At 66.0% G+C, this 18,615-nt stretch carries 17 protein-coding genes; 3 read left to right on the forward strand and 14 right to left on the reverse strand.

What is annotated here, in order from left to right; genetic code table 11:
- Positions 1 to 72: 72 nt before the first annotated feature.
- A complete protein-coding gene (locus Q2M23_RS21715; protein ID WP_316396973.1) occupies positions 73 to 1,290 on the forward strand; it encodes an MFS transporter in 1,218 nt (405 codons plus the stop codon).
- Between the two features lie 98 nt (positions 1,291 to 1,388).
- Here Q2M23_RS21715 and Q2M23_RS21720 read toward each other — a convergent pair whose 3' ends face one another.
- The 9 genes from Q2M23_RS21720 to Q2M23_RS21760 form a co-directional block, all read right to left on the reverse strand.
- On the reverse strand, positions 1,389 to 2,609 hold the full coding sequence (locus tag Q2M23_RS21720) for a TIGR03862 family flavoprotein (protein WP_316396974.1): 1,221 nt from the start codon (positions 2,607 to 2,609) through the stop codon (positions 1,389 to 1,391).
- Positions 2,610 to 2,611: 2 nt separating this feature from the next.
- Positions 2,612 to 3,529: an SDR family NAD(P)-dependent oxidoreductase gene (locus Q2M23_RS21725; protein ID WP_057019767.1), complete on the reverse strand. Its 918-nt coding sequence runs from the start codon at positions 3,527 to 3,529 to the stop codon at positions 2,612 to 2,614.
- 259 nt (positions 3,530 to 3,788) lie between these two features.
- Positions 3,789 to 3,935: a hypothetical protein gene (locus Q2M23_RS21730; RefSeq protein ID WP_229191194.1), complete on the reverse strand. Its 147-nt coding sequence runs from the start codon at positions 3,933 to 3,935 to the stop codon at positions 3,789 to 3,791.
- 192 nt (positions 3,936 to 4,127) lie between these two features.
- A complete protein-coding gene (locus tag Q2M23_RS21735) occupies positions 4,128 to 4,607 on the reverse strand; it encodes a MaoC family dehydratase (RefSeq protein ID WP_016846543.1) in 480 nt (159 codons plus the stop codon).
- Between the two features lie 13 nt (positions 4,608 to 4,620).
- A complete protein-coding gene (locus Q2M23_RS21740) occupies positions 4,621 to 6,345 on the reverse strand; it encodes an AMP-binding protein (RefSeq protein WP_316396975.1) in 1,725 nt (574 codons plus the stop codon).
- Between the two features lie 130 nt (positions 6,346 to 6,475).
- Positions 6,476 to 7,363, reverse strand: coding sequence for a 3-hydroxyisobutyrate dehydrogenase (gene mmsB, locus Q2M23_RS21745; protein WP_076826580.1), 888 nt, complete (start codon positions 7,361 to 7,363; stop codon positions 6,476 to 6,478).
- Positions 7,364 to 7,388: 25 nt separating this feature from the next.
- Positions 7,389 to 8,471, reverse strand: coding sequence for an enoyl-CoA hydratase/isomerase family protein (locus Q2M23_RS21750; RefSeq protein ID WP_316396976.1), 1,083 nt, complete (start codon positions 8,469 to 8,471; stop codon positions 7,389 to 7,391).
- On the reverse strand, positions 8,468 to 9,613 hold the full coding sequence (locus Q2M23_RS21755) for an isobutyryl-CoA dehydrogenase (RefSeq protein WP_229191190.1): 1,146 nt from the start codon (positions 9,611 to 9,613) through the stop codon (positions 8,468 to 8,470). Before Q2M23_RS21755 ends, Q2M23_RS21750 begins: the two co-directional genes overlap by 4 nt.
- A 125-nt stretch (positions 9,614 to 9,738) precedes the next feature.
- Positions 9,739 to 11,235 (reverse strand): CoA-acylating methylmalonate-semialdehyde dehydrogenase, encoded by a 1,497-nt coding sequence (locus Q2M23_RS21760; protein WP_057020030.1) that lies wholly within the window; start codon positions 11,233 to 11,235, stop codon positions 9,739 to 9,741.
- 121 nt (positions 11,236 to 11,356) lie between these two features.
- Here Q2M23_RS21760 and Q2M23_RS21765 point away from each other — a divergent pair, with 121 nt between their 5' ends.
- Positions 11,357 to 12,271 carry a LysR family transcriptional regulator gene (locus Q2M23_RS21765; RefSeq protein WP_316396977.1) on the forward strand — a complete coding sequence of 305 codons (915 nt, stop codon included), beginning with the start codon at positions 11,357 to 11,359 and terminating at the stop codon, positions 12,269 to 12,271.
- A gap of 164 nt (positions 12,272 to 12,435) precedes the next feature.
- On the opposite strand, the gene Q2M23_RS21770 is transcribed toward Q2M23_RS21765, so the two are convergent.
- On the reverse strand, positions 12,436 to 13,047 hold the full coding sequence (locus Q2M23_RS21770) for a TetR/AcrR family transcriptional regulator (protein WP_057019760.1): 612 nt from the start codon (positions 13,045 to 13,047) through the stop codon (positions 12,436 to 12,438).
- A gap of 60 nt (positions 13,048 to 13,107) precedes the next feature.
- Positions 13,108 to 13,659, reverse strand: coding sequence for a PaaI family thioesterase (locus tag Q2M23_RS21775; RefSeq protein ID WP_168855686.1), 552 nt, complete (start codon positions 13,657 to 13,659; stop codon positions 13,108 to 13,110).
- 221 nt (positions 13,660 to 13,880) lie between these two features.
- On the opposite strand from Q2M23_RS21775, the gene Q2M23_RS21780 reads away from it, so the two are divergent.
- Complete coding sequence (locus tag Q2M23_RS21780) at positions 13,881 to 14,651, forward strand: enoyl-CoA hydratase (RefSeq protein ID WP_316396978.1); 771 nt, start codon at positions 13,881 to 13,883, stop codon at positions 14,649 to 14,651.
- Positions 14,652 to 14,833: 182 nt separating this feature from the next.
- On the opposite strand, the gene Q2M23_RS21785 is transcribed toward Q2M23_RS21780, so the two are convergent.
- From Q2M23_RS21785 to Q2M23_RS21795, 3 genes are all read right to left on the reverse strand, one after another.
- A complete protein-coding gene (locus Q2M23_RS21785; RefSeq protein WP_253587112.1) occupies positions 14,834 to 16,246 on the reverse strand; it encodes a sensor histidine kinase in 1,413 nt (470 codons plus the stop codon).
- 141 nt (positions 16,247 to 16,387) lie between these two features.
- Positions 16,388 to 17,647: an MFS transporter gene (locus Q2M23_RS21790; RefSeq protein WP_057019756.1), complete on the reverse strand. Its 1,260-nt coding sequence runs from the start codon at positions 17,645 to 17,647 to the stop codon at positions 16,388 to 16,390.
- A gap of 229 nt (positions 17,648 to 17,876) precedes the next feature.
- Entirely contained in the window at positions 17,877 to 18,539 is a 663-nt protein-coding gene (locus tag Q2M23_RS21795; protein WP_316396979.1) for a hypothetical protein, read from the reverse strand.
- Positions 18,540 to 18,615 lie beyond the last annotated feature (76 nt).

Genomic DNA, 18,615 nt, shown 5'->3' on the forward strand with positions numbered 1-18,615 from the left:
TCATCTTATTTGAATTGTAGCATATTATCCCGATCCCCTAAAGGGGGCCTCGCCACTCCATCGCGAGGTCCCATGACCATCTCCGAAGCCACCAAACTCTCCCCGGCGCGCACCGTCGCCGTGCGTCCGCTGATCTGGATCGGCGCCATCACGACCGGCACCGTCGTCACCAATCTCTTTGCGCCGCAGATTCTCGTCGGTCTGATGGGCCGCTCGCTCGGCATGACCGCGCTAGAGGCCGGCCTGATCTCGACGTTGACCCTGCTCGGCTACGCGCTCGGGCTGCTACTGCTGGTGCCGCTGGTCGACCTCGTCGAGAACAAGCGGCTGATCCTGCGCACGCTGGCCTGCGCTATCGTCGCGGCGATCGGCACCGCGATGGCGCCGACGCCGTTGATCCTGCTGGCCGCCACCTTCATCCTCGGCGCGTCGTGCGCGGCGATCCAGATGGTGGTGCCGCTGGTTGCGTCGATGGTGCCGCCGGAGCGCCGGGGACAGGCGATCGGCGATGTGATGAGCGGCCTGATGATCGGCATCCTGCTGTCGCGGCCGATGGCGAGCCTGATCGCGGACAGCTGGAACTGGCGCGGCTACTATGTCACCTCGGCCGTGCTGATGACGGTGCTCGCCGCAGCACTGGCGCGCACCCTGCCGACGCTGCAGCCGGCGGCGAAGGTCAGCTACGGCGCGCTGCTGCGTTCGTTCCCGACACTGCTGCGCGAGGAGCCGGTGCTGCGCGTCCGGTCCTGGACCGCGGCGCTGGTGATGGCCTCGTTCACCGCGTTCTGGGCCGCCGTGGCGCTACGCCTGCCGGACGCGCCGTTCAAGCTCGACGCCAGGGGCATCGCACTGTTCGCACTGATCGGCGTTGCCGGCGCCGTCGCGACGCCGCTGGCCGGCCGCTCGGGCGACCGTGGCCTGGCACGGCCGATGCTGATCGGCTCGCACCTGCTGATATCCGCATCGCTCGCGCTGTGCGCTTGGGCCGGCGTACTGGAGTCGCGGATTGCAGCACTCGTCGCGCTGAGCCTCGGCACCATCCTGCTCGATCTCGGCATCACCACCGACCAGACGCTCGGCCGCCGCGCCGTCAACCTGCTGCGCGCCGAGGCGCGCGGCCGGATCAACGGCCTGTTCGTGGCGCTGTTCTTCATCGGCGGCGCGGTGGGCGCGGCAGCGGCGTCCGCGGCGTGGAGCTTTGGTGGTTGGACCGCGGTGTGTGCGGTGGCTGCGGCGTTCGGTGTGCTTGGATTCATCACCGACCTCGCCACGAAGACCGGCTCGGAATGAGCCTATCCCGTAGGATGGGTAGAGCGCAGCGAAACCCATCATGCTTCCGCTGGGAAAAAAGTTGATGGGTTTCGCTTCGCTCTACCCATCCTACAGAGCTACGATTTCTGCACGAGCCATCGTAACACGCCCTTCCCAGCGGCGACGCCCGTTGCAAACGACGCCTGCAACAGATAGCCGCCGGTCGGCGCCTCCCAATCGAGCATCTCGCCGGCCGCGAAAACGCCGGGCAGCCGCCGCAGCATGAAATGCGCGTCGAGTTCGTCGAACCTGATGCCGCCAGCGCTCGAGATCGCGCGTGCGATCGGTGCCACGCCGGTGATCCGGATCGGCACCGCATTGATCAGTTCGGCCAATTCGGCCGGCGGCAGCGCGGCCAGCGAACGGCCGACGGCGACGGCCGCCTCCTGCAACAGCCCGATGCCGACCGGCGAGAGCTGCGCGGCCTTGCGCAGGAAATTGGAAAGGGATTGCTTGCCCTTCGGCGCCGACAGACGCGCGACCAGTTCGTGGCGCGCGGCATCGGGCCGCAACGCCACCGTCAGTGTCGCCGTTCCCTTCGCGAGCACCGCCTCGCGCAATTCCGCCGACAGCGCATAGATGGCGCCGCCCTCGATGCCGGCGCGGGTGACGATCGCTTCGCCGCGCACCGTATGCGGACCAATCGTGAGCGCGACGCCCTTGAGCGGCTGGCCCTCGAACCGGTCGCGGAAGATATTCGACCAGGCAACCGTGAAGCCGGAATTGGCTGGCTTGATCGGCGCCATGGCAACGCCCTTTGCGGCGAGGATCTCCGCCCAAGCGCCGTCCGAGCCGAGTCGCGGCCAGCTCGCGCCGCCGAGTGCCAGCACGGTTGCATCGGCATTGACCACGCGCGGACCGCCTGAAGTCTCAAACAGCAGTCCCCCTCGCGCGTCCCATCCGGTCCAGCGATGCCGGAATGCGAATGCAACGCCCGCGGCATCGAGCCGCCGCAGCCAGGCGCGCAAGAGAGGCGATGCCTTGAACGCCTCGGGGAACACGCGGCCGCTGCTGCCGACGAAGGTCGGCTGCCCCAGCGCCTCGCTCCAGACGCGCAGTGCTTCAGGCGGAAAAGCCTCGACCGCAGCCTTCAGATGCGGCATCGCCTCGCGATAGCGCGCAAGGAAATCCGGCAGCGGTTCGGAGTGGGTGAGATTGAGCCCGCCACGGCCGGCCATCAGGAATTTGCGGCCAGCCGACGGCATCGCGTCGTAGACAGTGACTTGTGCGCCACCTTGCGCGAGCACCTCCGCCGCCATCAGGCCGGCAGGTCCGGCTCCGATGACGGCGACGCTCATGCTCAGAGCTTGATCCCGGCCCGCGCGGCGGCCTGGGCGACATACTTCTGTGTCTGCTCGAACGCGCCCTGCAGCGCCTTCGCGGTCGACATGTCGCTGATCGCGTTGAAGTGCGCGGCGACGCCGTCCGGCGTCCATTCGGACTGCGGCAGGTTGACGCCTTCGGTCTCCAGCACGCGGATCACGGCAAACGAGCCGGCGCCGGCGCCCATGATGGTGCGGGTCGGTGCGTCCTCCGAGAGCAGGAATTCGACCGCGGGCGTGATCGCTTCCGGCTTCATCAGCGCCAGCGCCTGCGGCGGCAGCAGTTCCTCGGTCATGCGGGTCGCAGCGGTCGGCGAGATGGTGTTGACCTTGATGTTGTTCTTGCGGCCCTCTTCGGCGAGCACGTTCATCAGGCCGACCATGCCGGCCTTCGCCGCGCCGTAATTGGCCTGGCCGAAATTGCCGAACAGGCCGGACGACGACGTCGTCAGCACGATGCGGCCGTAATTGCGCTCGCGCATGCCGGCCCACACCGCCTTGCAGCAGAAGAAGGTGCCGGTGAGATGCACGTCGAGCACCTTGGCCCAGTCGGCGACCTCGAGCTTGGTGAACGACTTGTCGCGCAGGATGCCGGCATTGGCGCACAGGAGATCGACGCTGCCCCACTCCTTGGTGGCGCGCTCGACCATCGCGGTGACCTGCTCGAAGTTCGAGACGTCGGCGCCGTCGGCCATCGCGGTGCCGCCGGCTTTCCGGATCTCCTCGACCACGGTCTCGGCCGGCGACAGCGACCCACCGGTGCCGTCGCGCGCGCCGCCGAAATCGTTGACCACCACCTTGGCGCCGCGGCTGGCGAGCCCCAGCGCATGCGCCCGTCCGAGACCATTGCCCGCGCCGGTGACGATAGCGACGCGTCCGTCAAACCTGATTGCCATGCCGTAAATTCCTGTTCTTCCCTTCTCCCCTTGTGGGAGAAGGTGGCGCGCGCCAGCGCGCCGGATGAGGGGTCTGTCTCCGCGAGCTCAAGCGAGAGTCTTTGCGTGGAGACAGACCCCTCACCCGGCTTCGCGTGCCGCGAAGCCACCCTCTCCCACAGGGGGAGAGGGTGGAGACGCTCGCGATTGGCAGCTTTTGAGCAGCGATGGATGGCCGGGTCAAGCCCGGCCGAGACTGGCCAGGCGGCCACCGGGCGCGCTAGACCGAAGGGGTCATCGACCCGCAGGGTTTCAGGCTTTTGAGCACATGCCCGCTCCAGCACTCGTGATGCTCTTGAGCGTAGCTAATCGCACCGATCACAATCAAAGCGACTACGACAATTCCGGCGACGATGTTTTGCACCATGGCTGCCACTCCCGGGACCGCACCGCCTAAAGCGGGCATCATGGACACCGGGGAACACAGCCGTCAATGCGCTACATGGGCCAGAGCAGCGCACCGCCTGAAAAACAGATTGAGGTGGCTCGCTGCACCTCCCCGCTTGCGGGAGAGGTGCACAACCCTTCGCGGTTGCAACACAACCGTGTCTTGTGATCCTCAGCTGAAATAGATCAGGCCGAGCCAGTCGGCGACCAGCGCGGGCTTTTCCTCGCCCTCGATCTCGACCGTGACGTTGGTGCGCGACAACAACTCCTTCGGCTTGCGCAGCGTGGCTTCGGCCAGCACGAAGCGGCCGCGGACGCGTTTTCCGGAGCGCACCGGCGAGATGAAGCGCAGCTTGTCGAAGCCGTAATTGACGCCCATCGCGGTGCCCTCGAGCACCGGCATCACCTCGTAGGACATGATCGACATCAGCGACATCGTCAGGAAGCCATGCGCGATCGTGGTGCCGAAGGCGGTCTCCTTCCTGGCGCGCTCGGGATCGACATGGATGAACTGGTGATCCTCGATCACGTCGGCATAGGTGTCGATGCGGCCCTGATCGAGCAGGTGCCACGAGGACACGCCGATCTCCTTGCCGACCATGCCCTGGTAGGTTTCCAGCGACACCGGCGGCTTCTTCCAGACTTCGTTCATTGGCTAACCTCTGCTAACCGGAGGTCCGCACCTTCTGCAGCTCCGGAAATTCTTCCTCGCGGAACTCGATCCCGCGCAACGCATCGCTTCTGACATCGTCGTGTTCGAGCCGGCGCAACTGCACGCGACGGATTTTTCCAGAAATCGTCTTCGGCAGTTCGGTGACCAGCTCGATCTTGCGAATGCGTTTAAACGGTGCGAGCCGCGTGTGCAAATGTTTGAAGATCGACAGCGCGGTCTCCGGCGTTCGTTCGACGCCTGATACCAGCAGCACATAGGCCTTCGGGACCGCCAGCCGGATCGGGTCCGGGCTCGGCACCACGGCGGCTTCGGCCACCGCGTCATGCTCCAGCAGCACGCTCTCCAGCTCGAACGGCGAGATCCGGTAGTCGGAGGATTTGAACACGTCGTCGGTGCGGCCGACGAAGGTGAGATAACCCTCGTCATCGGTGAACACGACGTCGCCGCTGCGATAGATCTCGCCGTCGGTGCCGATCAGCTTGCCGTCGTCGCCCTGATAGCCCTGCATCAGGCCCGCCGGCCGGTCTGCGCCGAGCAGCAAGGTCACCTCGCCTTCCTTCGCGGCGTGGCCGTCATTGTCGGTGACCTGCACGCGATAGCCCGGTAGCGGCCGGCCCATTGAGCCGACCTTGACCTCCTGTCCCGGCGAGTTGCCGGCCAGCGCGGTGGTTTCGGTCTGGCCGTAGCCGTCGCGGATGGTCAGCCCCCAGGCCGATTTGACCTGGTCGATGATCTCCGGATTGAGCGGTTCGCCGGCGCCGCACACCTCGCGCAGCGAGACCTTGAAGCTTGCGAGCTCTTCCTGGATGAACAACCGCCACACCGTGGGCGGCGCGCACAGCGTGGTCACCCCGCAGCGGCCGATGATCGAGAGCAGTCCCTTCGCCTCGAAGCGTGGCTGATTCGCGATAAAGATCGTTGCGCCGGCATTCCACGGCGCGAAGAAGCAGCTCCAGGCATGCTTGGCCCAGCCGGGCGAGGAGATGTTGAGATGGATGTCGCCGGGCTGCAGGCCGATCCAGTACATGGTCGAGAGATGGCCGACCGGATAGCTGCGCTGGCTGTGCCGCACCAGCTTCGGCTTTGCCGTGGTGCCCGAGGTGAAATAGAGCAGCATCGGATCGTCGGCCTTGGTCGGGCCATCGGGCGTGAACGCCTCGGGCGCCTTCGCCGCATCCTCGAACGGCAGCCAGCCGTCCTGCGGCTGCGTCGCGCCGACCACGATACGGGCGAGCTTGTCGCTGCCGAGGCCGACGAACTTCGCGACCTGATCCTGCGTGGCGACCACCGCCCTCGCCTTGCCGCGGTCGAGCCGGTCGCGCAATTCATCCGCGGTCAAGAGCGTGGTGGCGGGGATCACGACGACGCCGAGCTTCATCGCCGCCAGCATGGTCTCCCACAGCGGCACGACATTGCCGAGCAGCAGCAACAGATGATCGCCGCGCTTCAGCCCCTGCGCGCGCAGGAAATTTGCAACCTGGCTTGAGCGGCGCGACAGCTCAGCGAAGGAAAGCTTGGTCTCGTTGCCGCTGGCGGCATCGACGATCCACAGCGCCGGCCGGTCGCGGCTGTCAAGATTTCGCGCCAGTTCGGCATCGAACCAATCGAGCGCCCAGTTGAACGGCACCGGATCGGGCCAGCGAAATCCCTTCACCGCGGCGTCGTAGTCGGTGCGGTGCTTGAGCAGAAAGGCGCGTGCGCCCTGAAATGTGGTCATCCGGCTTCACCACGTATTCTGTCGTCATCCTGAGGAGCCGCGCATTGCGCGGCGTCTCGAAGGATGGCCACGGACACCATCTTTCCATCCTTCGAGGCTCGCTCCGCTCGCATCTCAGGATGACGGCGATTTACTTCGGGGCAAGGGCCCTAACGTGCTGGATAATTCCGGAAAAGTCGACCCCGCCGTGGCCCGACGCGTCGAAGGTCTTATAGATCTCCTGCGCGTGCTTGCCGAGCGGCGTGACCGCGCCGGCGGCATTGGCGGCGTCCTGCGCCAGGGTCAGGTCCTTGACCATCAGGTTCGAAGCAAAACCCGGCTTGTAATCGTTGTTGGCCGGCGAGGTCGGCACCGGGCCGGGAACCGGGCAATAGGTCGTCAGCGACCAGCACTGTCCCGACGAGGTCGAGGCGACGTCGAACAGCGCCTGGTGCGACAGGCCGAGCTTTTCGGCGAGCACGAAAGCCTCGCCGACCGCGATCATGGAAATACCGAGGATCATATTATTGCAGATCTTGGCTGCCTGCCCTGCACCGCCCGCGCCGCAATGCACGATCTTCTTGCCCATGTTTGCCAACATCGGCTGGGCCGCCGCGAATGCCTTCGGCTCGCCGCCGCACATGAAGGTCAGCGTCGCGCCCTTGGCGCCACCGGTGCCGCCGGAGACCGGCGCGTCGACCGAGGCCATGCCGTGCTTGGCAGCCAGCACATGCGCCTGCTTTGCGCTTTCGACGTCGATGGTCGAGCAGTCGATGATCAGCGCGCCGTTGGCCATCGCGGGCAGCACCTCGTTCCAGACGCCGAGCACGTGCTTGCCGGCCGGCAGCATGGTGATGACGACATCGGCGCCCTTCACCGCAGCAACGCTGCTCTCGGCGATCGCGGCGCCGTCACTCCTGGCCTGATCGCGAGACGCTGCGACCAGATCGAACGCGGTCACCTTGTGGCCGGCCTTGACCAGATTGGCGGCCATCGGCCCGCCCATATTGCCGAGCCCGATGAATGCGACGTTTGCCATGGGAAGTCCTCCGCTTGCGACGTTTCTATTTGCTGTCGGGAAATTTCAATTCGTCAGCGCCGATCTCGGCGAAGTAAGGCGTGAGCATCTCCGGCGTCACCTGTTCGATCCGGGCCGGCGACCATGTCGGATTGCGATCCTTGTCGATGACGGCTGCGCGCACGCCCTCGCGGAAATCGTCGCTGGCGAACACCTCGAGCGCGGCGCGATATTCGCGCTTCAGGCACTCTTCCAGCGTCGCGGTCGCGCGCGCCAGCCGCAGCAGTTTCAGCGTCACCACCATGCCGCGCGGCGACTTCTCACCGAGCGTCTTCAGCGTGGCCTGCGCCAGGTCGGAGCCGTCGGCCCTCAGCGCGGCGACGACGTCCTCCATCCGGCCGTGTGCGAACCAGCCGTCGATTTTGGCCTGCATCGCGGCGACAGGGCCAGCCGTCTCGCTAGTGGCGAAGCCTCCGATCAGCCGGTCGATCTCGGCCGAACTCGTACCCGGCGTAACCTTGGTCAGCGCATCGCGCAGCGCCGGCAGCTTTGCGCTCGGCACCACGGCGTCGGCGAATTTGGCGTAGATCGCATCGGGTCCGTTCATGGTGGTGCCGGTGAGCCCGAAATAGGTGCCGATCTCACCCGGCGAGCGCGACAGCAGATAGGTGCCGCCGACATCGGGGAAGAAACCGAGGCCGACCTCGGGCATCGCGAGCTTGGTCCGCTCCGTCACCACGCGGTGGCGGCTATGCGCCGACAGCCCGACGCCGCCGCCCATCACGATGCCGTCCATGAAGGCGACATAGGGCTTTGGGAACTTCTTGATCCGCGCGTTGAGGATGTATTCGTCGCGCCACAGGATCTTGCCGAGATCGCCCTTGACCTTCGAGCTCTCCCAGAGCGCGCGGATGTCGCCGCCGGCGCACAGGCCACGCTCGCCCGCGCCCTCCAGCACGATGACAGCGACATCGGGATCGGCCTCGAACGCATCGAGCGCCCTGTCGATGTCGTGGAACATCTCCAGCGTCACGGCATTGATCGCCTTCGGCCGGTTGAGCCGGATAATGCCGGCAGAACCTTCCTTGCGCGCGATCAGGTCGCCCTCGGCTGCTGCCGCATCATTCATCGCGCGCCCTCGATCAACTTGCGCGACACGATCAGCCGCATGATTTCATTGGTGCCTTCGAGGATCTGGTGCACGCGCAGATCGCGCACGATCTTCTCGACGCCGTATTCGCTGAGGTAGCCGTAGCCACCATGCAGCTGCAGCGCCTGGTTGGCGACCTCGAAGCCGACATCGGTGCCAAACCGTTTTGCCATCGCGCACAGCATGGAAGCGTCCGGATCCTTGCGGTCGAGCGCGGCGGCCGCCCGCCACAGGAAGGTGCGTGCGGCTTCCAGCTCGGTCGCCATGTCGGCGATCTTGAATTGCAGCGCCTGGAATTCGTCGAGGCGTTTGCCGAATGCCTTGCGGTCCTTCATGTAGGCCAACGCCTTGTCGAGCGCCGCCTGCGCGCCGCCGAGCGAGCACGCCGCGATGTTGAGGCGGCCGCCGTCGAGGCCGGCCATCGCGATCTTGAAGCCGATGCCCTCCTCCCCGAGCCGGTTCGCGACCGGCACGCGCGCGTTCTCGAACATCACAGCGCGGGTCGGCTGCGCATTCCAGCCCATCTTGCGCTCGTTAGCGCCGAACGACACGCCCGGCGTCTTGCCGTCGATCACCAGCGTCGAGACGCCGCCCGGACCGTCGCCGCCGGTGCGCACCATCGCCACCAGCAGGTCGGTGCTGCCGGCGCCGGAGATGAACTGCTTCTGGCCGTTGAGCACGTAATGATCGCCGTCGCGCACCGCGCGGGTGCGCAGCGCGGCCGCGTCGGAGCCGGCGCCCGGCTCGGTCAGGCAGTAGCTCGCGATCAGCTCCATGGTGCAGAGCTTCGGCAGCCATGTGTGGCGCTGGATGTCGTTGCCGTAGGCATCGATCATCCAGGACGCCATGTTGTGGATCGAGATGAAGGCCGACGTGGTCGGGCACCCCGTCGCCAGCGCCTCGAAGATCAGCGCCGCGTCGAACCGCGTCATCGCCGAGCCGCCGACATCGTCCTTGATATAGATGCCGCCGATGCCGAGGCCTGCCGCCTCGCGCATCACGTCGACTGGAAAGTGCTTTGTCTCGTCCCATTCGAGCGCGTGCGGCGCGATCTTCTCCGCCGCAAACGCCCGCGCCATGTCGCGAACCGCGATCTGGTCCTCGTTGAGAGCGAACTGCATCTCGCCGCCTAGCCCTGAAGGTTACCCCACCGTCATTGCGAGGAGCGAAGCGACGAAGCAATCCATTCTTCCACGCGGGGGATAGATGGATTGCTTCGCTGCGCTCGCAATGACGTTCCCGGAAATCACTTCATCGTCGGGATCGAGAACTCCGCGCCTTCCTTGACGCCGGACGGCCAGCGCGAGGTCACCGTCTTGGTCTTGGTGTAGAAGCGGATCGAGTCCGGACCGTGCTGGTTGAGGTCGCCGAAGCCGGACTTCTTCCAGCCGCCGAAGGTGTAATAGGCGATCGGCACCGGGATCGGCACGTTGATGCCGACCATGCCGACATTGACCTTGGCGGCGAAGTCGCGCGCGGCGTCGCCGTCGCGGGTGAAGATCGCGACACCGTTGCCGTAGTCATGGTCGGACGGCAGCGCCAGCGCCTCGTGATAGTCGTGGGCGCGCACCACCGAGAGCACCGGGCCGAAGATCTCTTCCTTGTAGATCCGCATGTCCTTGGTGACGTTGTCGAACAGCGAACCGCCGAGATAGAAGCCCTTCTCGTAGCCCTGCATCTTGAAGCCGCGGCCGTCGACCGCGAGCGTCGCGCCTTCCTTGATGCCGATGTCGATGTAGCTCTTGACCTTCTCGACCGCCTCGCGGGTCACCAGCGGGCCGTAATCGGCCGACGGATCGACCGAGGTGCCGATCTTGAGCGACTCGACGCGCGGGATCAGCTTCTCCATCAGGCGGTCGGCGGTGGTCTTGCCGACCGGCACCGCGACCGAGACGGCCATGCAGCGCTCACCGGCGGAGCCGTAGCCGGCGCCGATCAGCGCATCGACCGTCTGGTCCATGTCGGCATCCGGCATCACGATGGCGTGGTTCTTGGCGCCGCCGAAGCACTGGCAGCGCTTGCCGGTCTGCGCGGCGCGCTCGTAGATGTACTGCGCGATCGGGGTCGAGCCGACGAAGCCGATCGCCTTGATATCGGGATCGTCCAGGATGGCGTCGACTGCCTCCTTGTCGCCGTTGACGACGTTGAGGATGCCGGCCGGCAGGCCCGCCTCGATCATCAATTCGGCGAGCATCATCGGCACGCCGGGATCGCGCTCCGACGGCTTGAGGATGAAGGCGTTGCCGCAGGCGATCGCCGGCGCGAACTTCCACATCGGGATCATCGCCGGGAAGTTGAACGGCGTGATGCCGGCGACCACGCCAAGCGGTTGGCGCATCGAATAGATGTCGATGCCGGGGCCGGCGCCCTCGGTGTACTCGCCCTTCATCAGATGCGGGATGCCGCAGGCAAACTCGGCGACCTCGAGGCCGCGCTGGATGTCGCCCTTGGCGTCGGGAACGGTCTTGCCGTGCTCGCGCGCCAGCAGCTCGGCGAGCTTGTCGTAGTCGCGCTGCACCAGCTCGAGGAACCGCATCATGACGCGGGCGCGGCGCTGCGGGTTGGTGGCGGCCCATTCCGGCTGCGCAGCCTTGGCGTTCTCGACCGCGGCGCGGAGCTCGGCCTTGGAGGCCAGCGCCACCTTGGCCTGGACCTCGCCGGTCATCGGCTCGAAGACGTCAGCCGTGCGGCCCGACGTGCCCTTGACCTCCTTGCCACCGATGAAATGTCCGATTGAGCGCATGGAAAAACCTCCCTGAAGCACCTGAATCGCCGCTCCTCGCGGCGGGATCGCTTTACAAACCCTATTGACCCTGCATTTTATGGGATTCAAGTCCGATAAATTGCACCATAGATGTGCGGAAATGCTGGATCAAGGCGGCGGCACAATTGACTGGGACGACTTCCGTTTCGTGCTTGCCATCGTGCGCGGCGGGTCGGTTTCGGCTGCCGCCAAGCAGCTCGGCGTCGATCATGCCACAGTGATCCGCCGTGTCGACCGGCTGGAGCGCCACCTCTCCGCAAAACTGTTTGATCGGCGCAAGACCGGCTATCTGCTGACCGAGGCCGGCCAGCGCGTCGCCGACAGCGCGGAGGCGATGGAATCCACCATCGTCGCCAACCAGGAGGCGATCGGCGGCTCGCGCGCCCACCTCACCGGCACGGTGCGGATCGGCGCGCCCGACGGCTTCGGCAGCCACTTTTTGGCCTCGCGGCTGGTCAAGTTCACCGAGCGGTATCCCGATCTCGATCTGCAGCTCGTCGCCACCGCGCGGCTGTTCTCGCTCTCCAAGCGCGAGGCCGACATCGCGATCAGCCTGACCATGCCGAAGGAAGGCCGCATCGTCGGCCGCAAGCTCCTGGACTACACGCTCGGGCTTTATGCCGCACCCGCCTATCTCGCCCAGGCGCCGGCAATTGCTGCGCGCGCCGACCTGCCGCGGCATCGGTTCGTCGGCTATATCGAGGAGCTCTTGTTCACGCCGGAGCTCGACTATCTGCCGCAGGTCTCGCCAAAGATCTCGGCGAAATTCCGCAGCGCCAATCTGATCGCGCAGCTCAACGCCACCATCGCCGGCTTCGGCATCGCCGTGCTGCCGCACTTCATGGCAACGGCCCACCCCGAGTTGCAGCCGGTGCTGCCGGACGAGGTGCGGATCTCCCGCACCTTCTGGCTGCTGATGCACGCCGACAGCAAGGACCTCGCCCGCATCCGCGCGGTGGCGGACTACATCTACGAGACCGTGGAAGCCGAGCGCGCGCTTTTTGGCGGGGTGTGAGGCGGACACCGTGTTATTCCCGTCATCCTGAGGAGCGCGTAGCGCGTCTCGAAGGATGCACGGCCCGGCTGGTGGCCGTCGACCCTCCGAGACGCGCGCGATGCGCGCTCCTCAGGGTGACGGATCGAGTATTAGGCGCGCTGCACCAGTTGGCGCTCTAAGCGCTAATTCACCTTCTTCTTCGCCGGTGCCTTGGCCGCGGCGGCGCGCCCCAGCACCGCCTCGCGGCCCGCGCTCAGGATCTCGTCGGACATTTCGCCGCTGCCGGCGATGCGCGACATTACTATGGTGCCCATCATGGTCGCCAGCGTCGCCATCGCCTGCTTGCGGGCGGTCTTGCGCGGCACGTCGATGATCTGGTCGGCCATCATGTCGATCATCTGGTCGAGCTTGAGGGCAAACGCCTTGCGGGTCTTCGGGCTCTCGCGGGCGATCTCGGCGCCGAGCGCCGGGATCGCGCAGCCCTGGCCGGGATCGTCGCGGTGCACCGCCGAAAGATAGCCGTCGATGATGGTCGAAAGTCGCTTCTCCGGCGGCGTGTCCGCGGCGACCTTGCGCCAGCGCTCGATGGCGCGGTCCATCGCGTAGCTGAAGGCCTCGATCACCAGCGCCTCGCGCGAGTCGAAATGCGCGTAGAAGCCGCCATGGGTCAGGCCGGCGTCCTTCATCAGGTCGGCGACGCCGATACCGTGGGCGCCCCGCTCGCGCAGCCGCGTCGCGGCCTTCTTGACGATCCGCGCGTGGGTCTCCTGCTTGTGTTCTTTCGAATAGCGCATACCGGTCTCATGGAATGTTTCTAATCATATAATAGCAGATTTGCGGCCGGAGTGCTGCAGTTATTTCGCCTTGTCGGCCACTTTCGGTTCCCCGCCGAGCATCGAAAACATCGCGGTCGCGTGCACCGCAAGATTGCCCTTGCCGTCGCGGACGAAGCCCTCAGTGTAACTGGTTTGGCGCCCGAGCTTGATCACCTTGCCTTCGGCGCTGATGGTGCCCGACCGTGCCGACAGCGGCCGCAGATAGGTCAGCTTGAGGTCGAGCGTCACCGAAGTCTGCCCCGCCGGCAGCATGGTCGAGATCGCACAGCCCATCGCGGTATCGAGCAGCGCCGCGGCGGTGGCGCCGTGCAGCAGGCCGATGGTGTTTTCCAGGCTCTCATGCGGCTCGAGTTCCATCACGATGCGCCCCTGCTCGACCACGGCCATGCGGAAGCCGATCAGCTTGGCCATCGGCGGCGGCGGCAACCGGCCGTCGCGGATCGCGCGCATCGCCTCGATCCCGGACATCGGCAGCGCCGCTTTCGCCACCGGTCCGGGCGCCTGCCATTCCACCACGCGGGTGCGCGTTAGATCGGGCGAACGAAGATCGATGCTTTCGGCGGCGGTCATGACGGCTCCATTTATATGACGCATATAATTCTATAGATCCGCATCCCTCGGCGCAACCGCCGCACCCGGTCCCTTGACAGAGCCATGCTTTGTCCGGGACATGGCGCAAGTCATTCCGGGGCGACGCAAGCACCAGACCCGGAATCTCGAGATTCCGGGTCTGGTGCTTGCGCACCATCCCGAAATGACTTGTCGATCCATTCCTGCGCCGGGGCTTTTCCATGGACATGCTCAATCCCCACTGCGGCATCGCCCGCGACGACAGAGGCGTCGTCCGCCTCACCATCTGCAACGCCGGCAAGCTGAACATCGTGAGTTCCGCGGTCACCAACGGCGTGCGCGAGGGTTTTGAGCATCTGGCCGCCGATCCGAGCATCCGCGCGGTGATCCTGGCCGGCGAAAGCGAGCGCAGCATGATCGGCGGCGCCGACATCAAGGAAATGGCGACGCTCGACCAGACATCCGCCGAAGCATTCATCAGCCGGCTGCGCGACCTCTGCGAGGCCGTGCGCAAATTCCCGGCGCCGGTGATCGCCCGCCTGCCCGGCTGGTGCCTCGGCGGCGGCCTCGAGGTCGCGGCCGCCTGCGACGTCCGCGTTGCCGCACATGACGCGATGTTCGGCATGCCCGAGGTGCGCGTCGGCATCCCCTCGGTGATCCACGCCGCGCTGCTGCCGCGCCTGATCGGCTGGGGCCGCGCCCGCTGGCTGATGATGACCGCGGAGAACCTCGACGCCCAAACCGCGCTCGCCTGGGGCCTGGTCGACACCGTGGCAAAGCCCGGCGGCCTCGACGACGCCGTCGAGCACACCGTCAAGGCGCTGCTGGAATGCGGCCCCGAGGCGCTACGCATCCAGAAGGACCTGCTGCGGCAATGGGAAGAGCTGCCGCTGACCGAGTCGGTGAACCTCAGCGTCGGCGTGTTCGGAAAGTCGTTTCAGACCGGCGAGCCGCAGCGCCTGCTGCAGGGATTTTTAGATCGCAAGCGGTAGCGGTTCAGCACCTGTGGCCCGCGTGAGCGCCGCAACATGTCATCTGTAGCCCGCATGAGCGAAGCGACATGCGGGGCCGGATGCCCCGGATATCGTTTCGCTCATCCGGGCGACGCTTGCTGCGTCCTCGCCACACATTCGCCGATGCGTCGATCGGCCAGAGGCCGGGCTACCACCAGCGGCTAGCTCGAGACCGGGATCTCGATCAGCACCAGCGTGCCGCGGCCTGGTTCGCTTTCCAGCGCGATCCGGCCGCTGAGCGACGACACCACGGTATTGAAGGCGATGTGCAACCCGAGCCCGATATTGCCCCGCTCCCGCCCGGTGGTGAAAAACGGATCGAACACGCGGGCCTGCAAATCCTCGCGGATGCCGACGCCTTGGTCGGCGCAGGCGATCCGGGCCAGCGCCTGATCCGGCTGCGTCACCGTCATGGTGAAGCGTCCGCCGCGGCCGTCGGGATAAGCGTGCGCCGCCGCGTTGAACGCCAGGTTGCTGATCACCTGCGCCAGCGCGCCGGGATAGCTGTTCAGAACGATGCCTTGCGGGCAGTCGAGTTCGACGATCAATCCCTGACGGGACAGCAGCGGCCCGAGCTTTGCGATCAGCTCGGACAGCCATCCGCCCAGCTCGAACGTGTGACGCTCTTCGTCGGCCTGATGGATGGCGACTTGCTTGAAGCTGTGCACCATCTCGGATGCCCGATGCAGGTTTTCCGAGGTCAGTCGAAGGCCGTTCTCGATCCGTGCAATGCCCCTTGTCAGGTCGGAGCGCCGGACAGCGGTGCCGTTCAGCGCCTCGCCCATCGCGCGAAGGTCCGCCTCCATCGTCGTCGACGTGGTCAGCGCCAGGCCAAGCGGTGTGCTGACCTCGTGTGCGACACCGGCGACGAGCTGCCCGAGCGAGGCCAGCTTCTCGGCCTGCACGAGGTGCGATTGCGTCGCGTGCAAATCGCGCAACGAGGCTTCCGAGCGCTCCTTTTCCTGCTTGAGCGCCTGCGCCGTTCGAAACTGCTGGCGCGCGCGGAACTCGCGGGCGGCGACGGCGTAAAGCGACAACGCATAGGCATTGATGACGAGGGAATGATTGATGAAGCGCAAGCCCGGCGGCAGCGCAGGCCCGAGCGATTCAGCGATGCACAGGGCAATCCATGTCGTGAGACAGAACACCGCCAGTGGCCCGATCCGCAGCGGCAGCATGGTCGAGACGAACAGGATCACCATCATCACGCCGGGTGCCGCATAGGTGAATCCCGAGGGCAGCACGAGGTAGACGCTCGGCAGCACGCAGCCTGGAACGACGCAATAGACGAGGAAGATCGTCTCGGCCCACGGCTTCATCGCCGGCACCGAGAGCAAGGCGGTGAGCGGCAGCAGGACCAGCACGGCGACCCCGCCGCGGATCGCCAGCGTGGTCGCCACGACGTCGGGATAGAGCACCCAATCCCAGAACGCATATCCGGCATAGGTGAAGGCGCCGAGCAGCATCGCGACCTGCGTCCAGCCGATATTGCCCCGCACGTACTGGTCTACAAATCGGCGCTCCTCGACGATGTCGTCGAAGCGCAGTCCAAGGCGGGTCAAAAGACGGAGCATTACAATATCAAACGAAAAAGGCCTGGCACTGGAACTTGGCACTGGAAATGGGAGCGTCGAAAATGATCTACGACAGCTTGCCCGCGCTGTCGCGTCCTTTTGGCGCATCGGCGACCGCGGCGCGGCATCGCGCCGCGCCCCTCACCGGGCGTTGGCCGGGGCGTGGGTCGGCCAGAGATCGGCGCGCCAGTGCAGCGCGATTGCCAGCATGGCGATGAAGCCGGCGGCGGCGAGCAGCGTGCCGGTCGCGGTGTAGCCGATCAGGTCGATCAGGCTGCCGGCGGCGAGCAGCCCGAGCGGCAGGCCGTAGATCACCATCATGCGCACGCCCATGACGCGGCCGCGCAGATGCGCGCTGGCGTTGCGCATCAGCATCACGGCGGCCGAGATCATCGACATGCTCTGCGCGATGCCGGCGAGCAGCAGGCAGGCCATCGCGACCGGCATGGTCCGGAGCTCGACGAACACCAGCAGCATGGCGTACCAGGCGAGCGTCGCGCCGATCAGGAGCCGCGCGATGCGTACCCCGCCGGCCATGCTGAGCGTGATCGAGCCGATCAGCGAACCCACCGCAAAGCTTGCCGAGAGATAGCCGAGCCCGGTCTGGTCGGTATGGAAGATGTCGCGCGCGACATAGGGCAACAGGCCGTTGGTGAGCGGGAACGCCGTGAGGTTGGCGAGGAACGCGACGCAGAGCGCGGCGCGCATGCCCGGACCGCTCCAGGCATAGACGATGCCCTCCTTGAGGTCGCGCAGCAGCTTTGAACCCGGCGCGTCGCCGGAGGCGAGATCGGTCGTGCCATGCGACTTGGGGCGGCTCATGCAGAGCATCAGGATGGCGGCGACGAAATAGAAGCCGGCGATCCCGACATAGACATAGCCGATGCCGAGCGCCGCGAACAATCCGGCCCCGGTCAGGGCTCCTGCGATGCGCGCGGAGTCCTGCGTGGTGCGCGCCAGGCTGATGGCGCCGACCAGCTGCTCCGGCGGCATGATGTCGGCGAGCAGCGCGCCGCGCACGCCGAGATCCGACGGGCGGATCACGCCCATGATCGCGACGATGATCATGACGTTCAGCGGGGCGAGATGCCCGGTCAGCGCCAGCGTCATGATGGTGCCGGCGAGCGCCGTATAGGCAAAGCGCATCACGGCGAGGAGATCGCGGTGCCCCATGCGGTCGCCGATCATGCCGACGACCGGCGCGACCAGCGTGCCGACATATTGCAGCGACGCCAGCACGGTGAGCAGCAGCACCGAGCCGGTCTCGACCATGATGTACCAGCCGAGCACCAGCGTCTCGACCTCGAACGCCCAGGAGGTGAGCAGATCGGACGGCCATTGAAAGCGATAGCTGCGGATGCGAAATGGCGCGAGCGCGGAGGTCCGCGTGGTCCCGCTCAAGACGCGATGACGCGTGTCACGGCGTGTCCTGCCCTTTTTCCTTGTTCTTCTGGGTCTTGCTTCTTGGTCGTGCTTGCGGCGCTTTGAATTCGTCTCGAGTCGCTTGGGAGAACGCTCTGTTCCGTCAGCGTAGCGCCGAGTCGATTGGTGTCAATCGAGGCCGCCGCATGCGGCCATGCACGATGGTATCCGCAGCGACGTGATGGCGTAGCCTCGCGAATCGCAGGCCCTACATCGGCGGCGCGGCGCGCCGCAGCATGAAATGGGTGGGTATGAAGGCGAGCAGTGGCAGGCCGATCATCAGGCCGGCCAGCCACACCAGCGGCGGCACGAAGCCTTGCGCCGCCCTGTCGCTGGTGCCGAAGACGTAGTTGATGTTGACCGGGGTCATGCCCGGGTCCGACCGCGGTCCCGGCATCACAAAGTAGCAGATCAGCAGCAGCGCCCATGCCAGCACGCCCCAGGCGATCAGCGCGCGCTGGTCATAGCCGAGCCGCCAGACCAGGAACAGCAGCAGGAACGGCAGCCAGCCGTGGAAGCCCGACAGGAACCGCAGGAACAGCGACAGGTTCTGGTCGAACATGTAGTCGGTCATTCCGGTGAGCGAGCAGCCGGCGACATGGGCGAGAAAGTCGATTACCCAAAATGTTTGCGGCACAAGGAGTCCGACGGCGCACATCGAAATCAACAGCGCGCTCTCGGTCCAGACCCCGATCAAGGTGAGGATCAGGCAGACATCGCAGAAATACAGAAAGTTGGTCGGCCCGTAGCAGTAGGTGTACACCGGCACCAGGACAGCCATGAAGGCGCTGAAGCCGATCTTGACGGAGAGCGGAATGCGGGCGGACGGCTGCTCGACGGCGATCACGGACATTGCGGTGGGACCTTCCATTGCACAATCCACCAGCCCTAGCGCCGGATCGGTAAACAGACCCGTATTCCGCAACCTTGAATTGATCGGCGTCCGG

The sequence above is a fragment of the Bradyrhizobium sp. 33ap4 genome (assembly GCF_032654765.1).
GTDB classification, from domain to species: domain Bacteria; phylum Pseudomonadota; class Alphaproteobacteria; order Rhizobiales; family Xanthobacteraceae; genus Bradyrhizobium; species Bradyrhizobium australafricanum.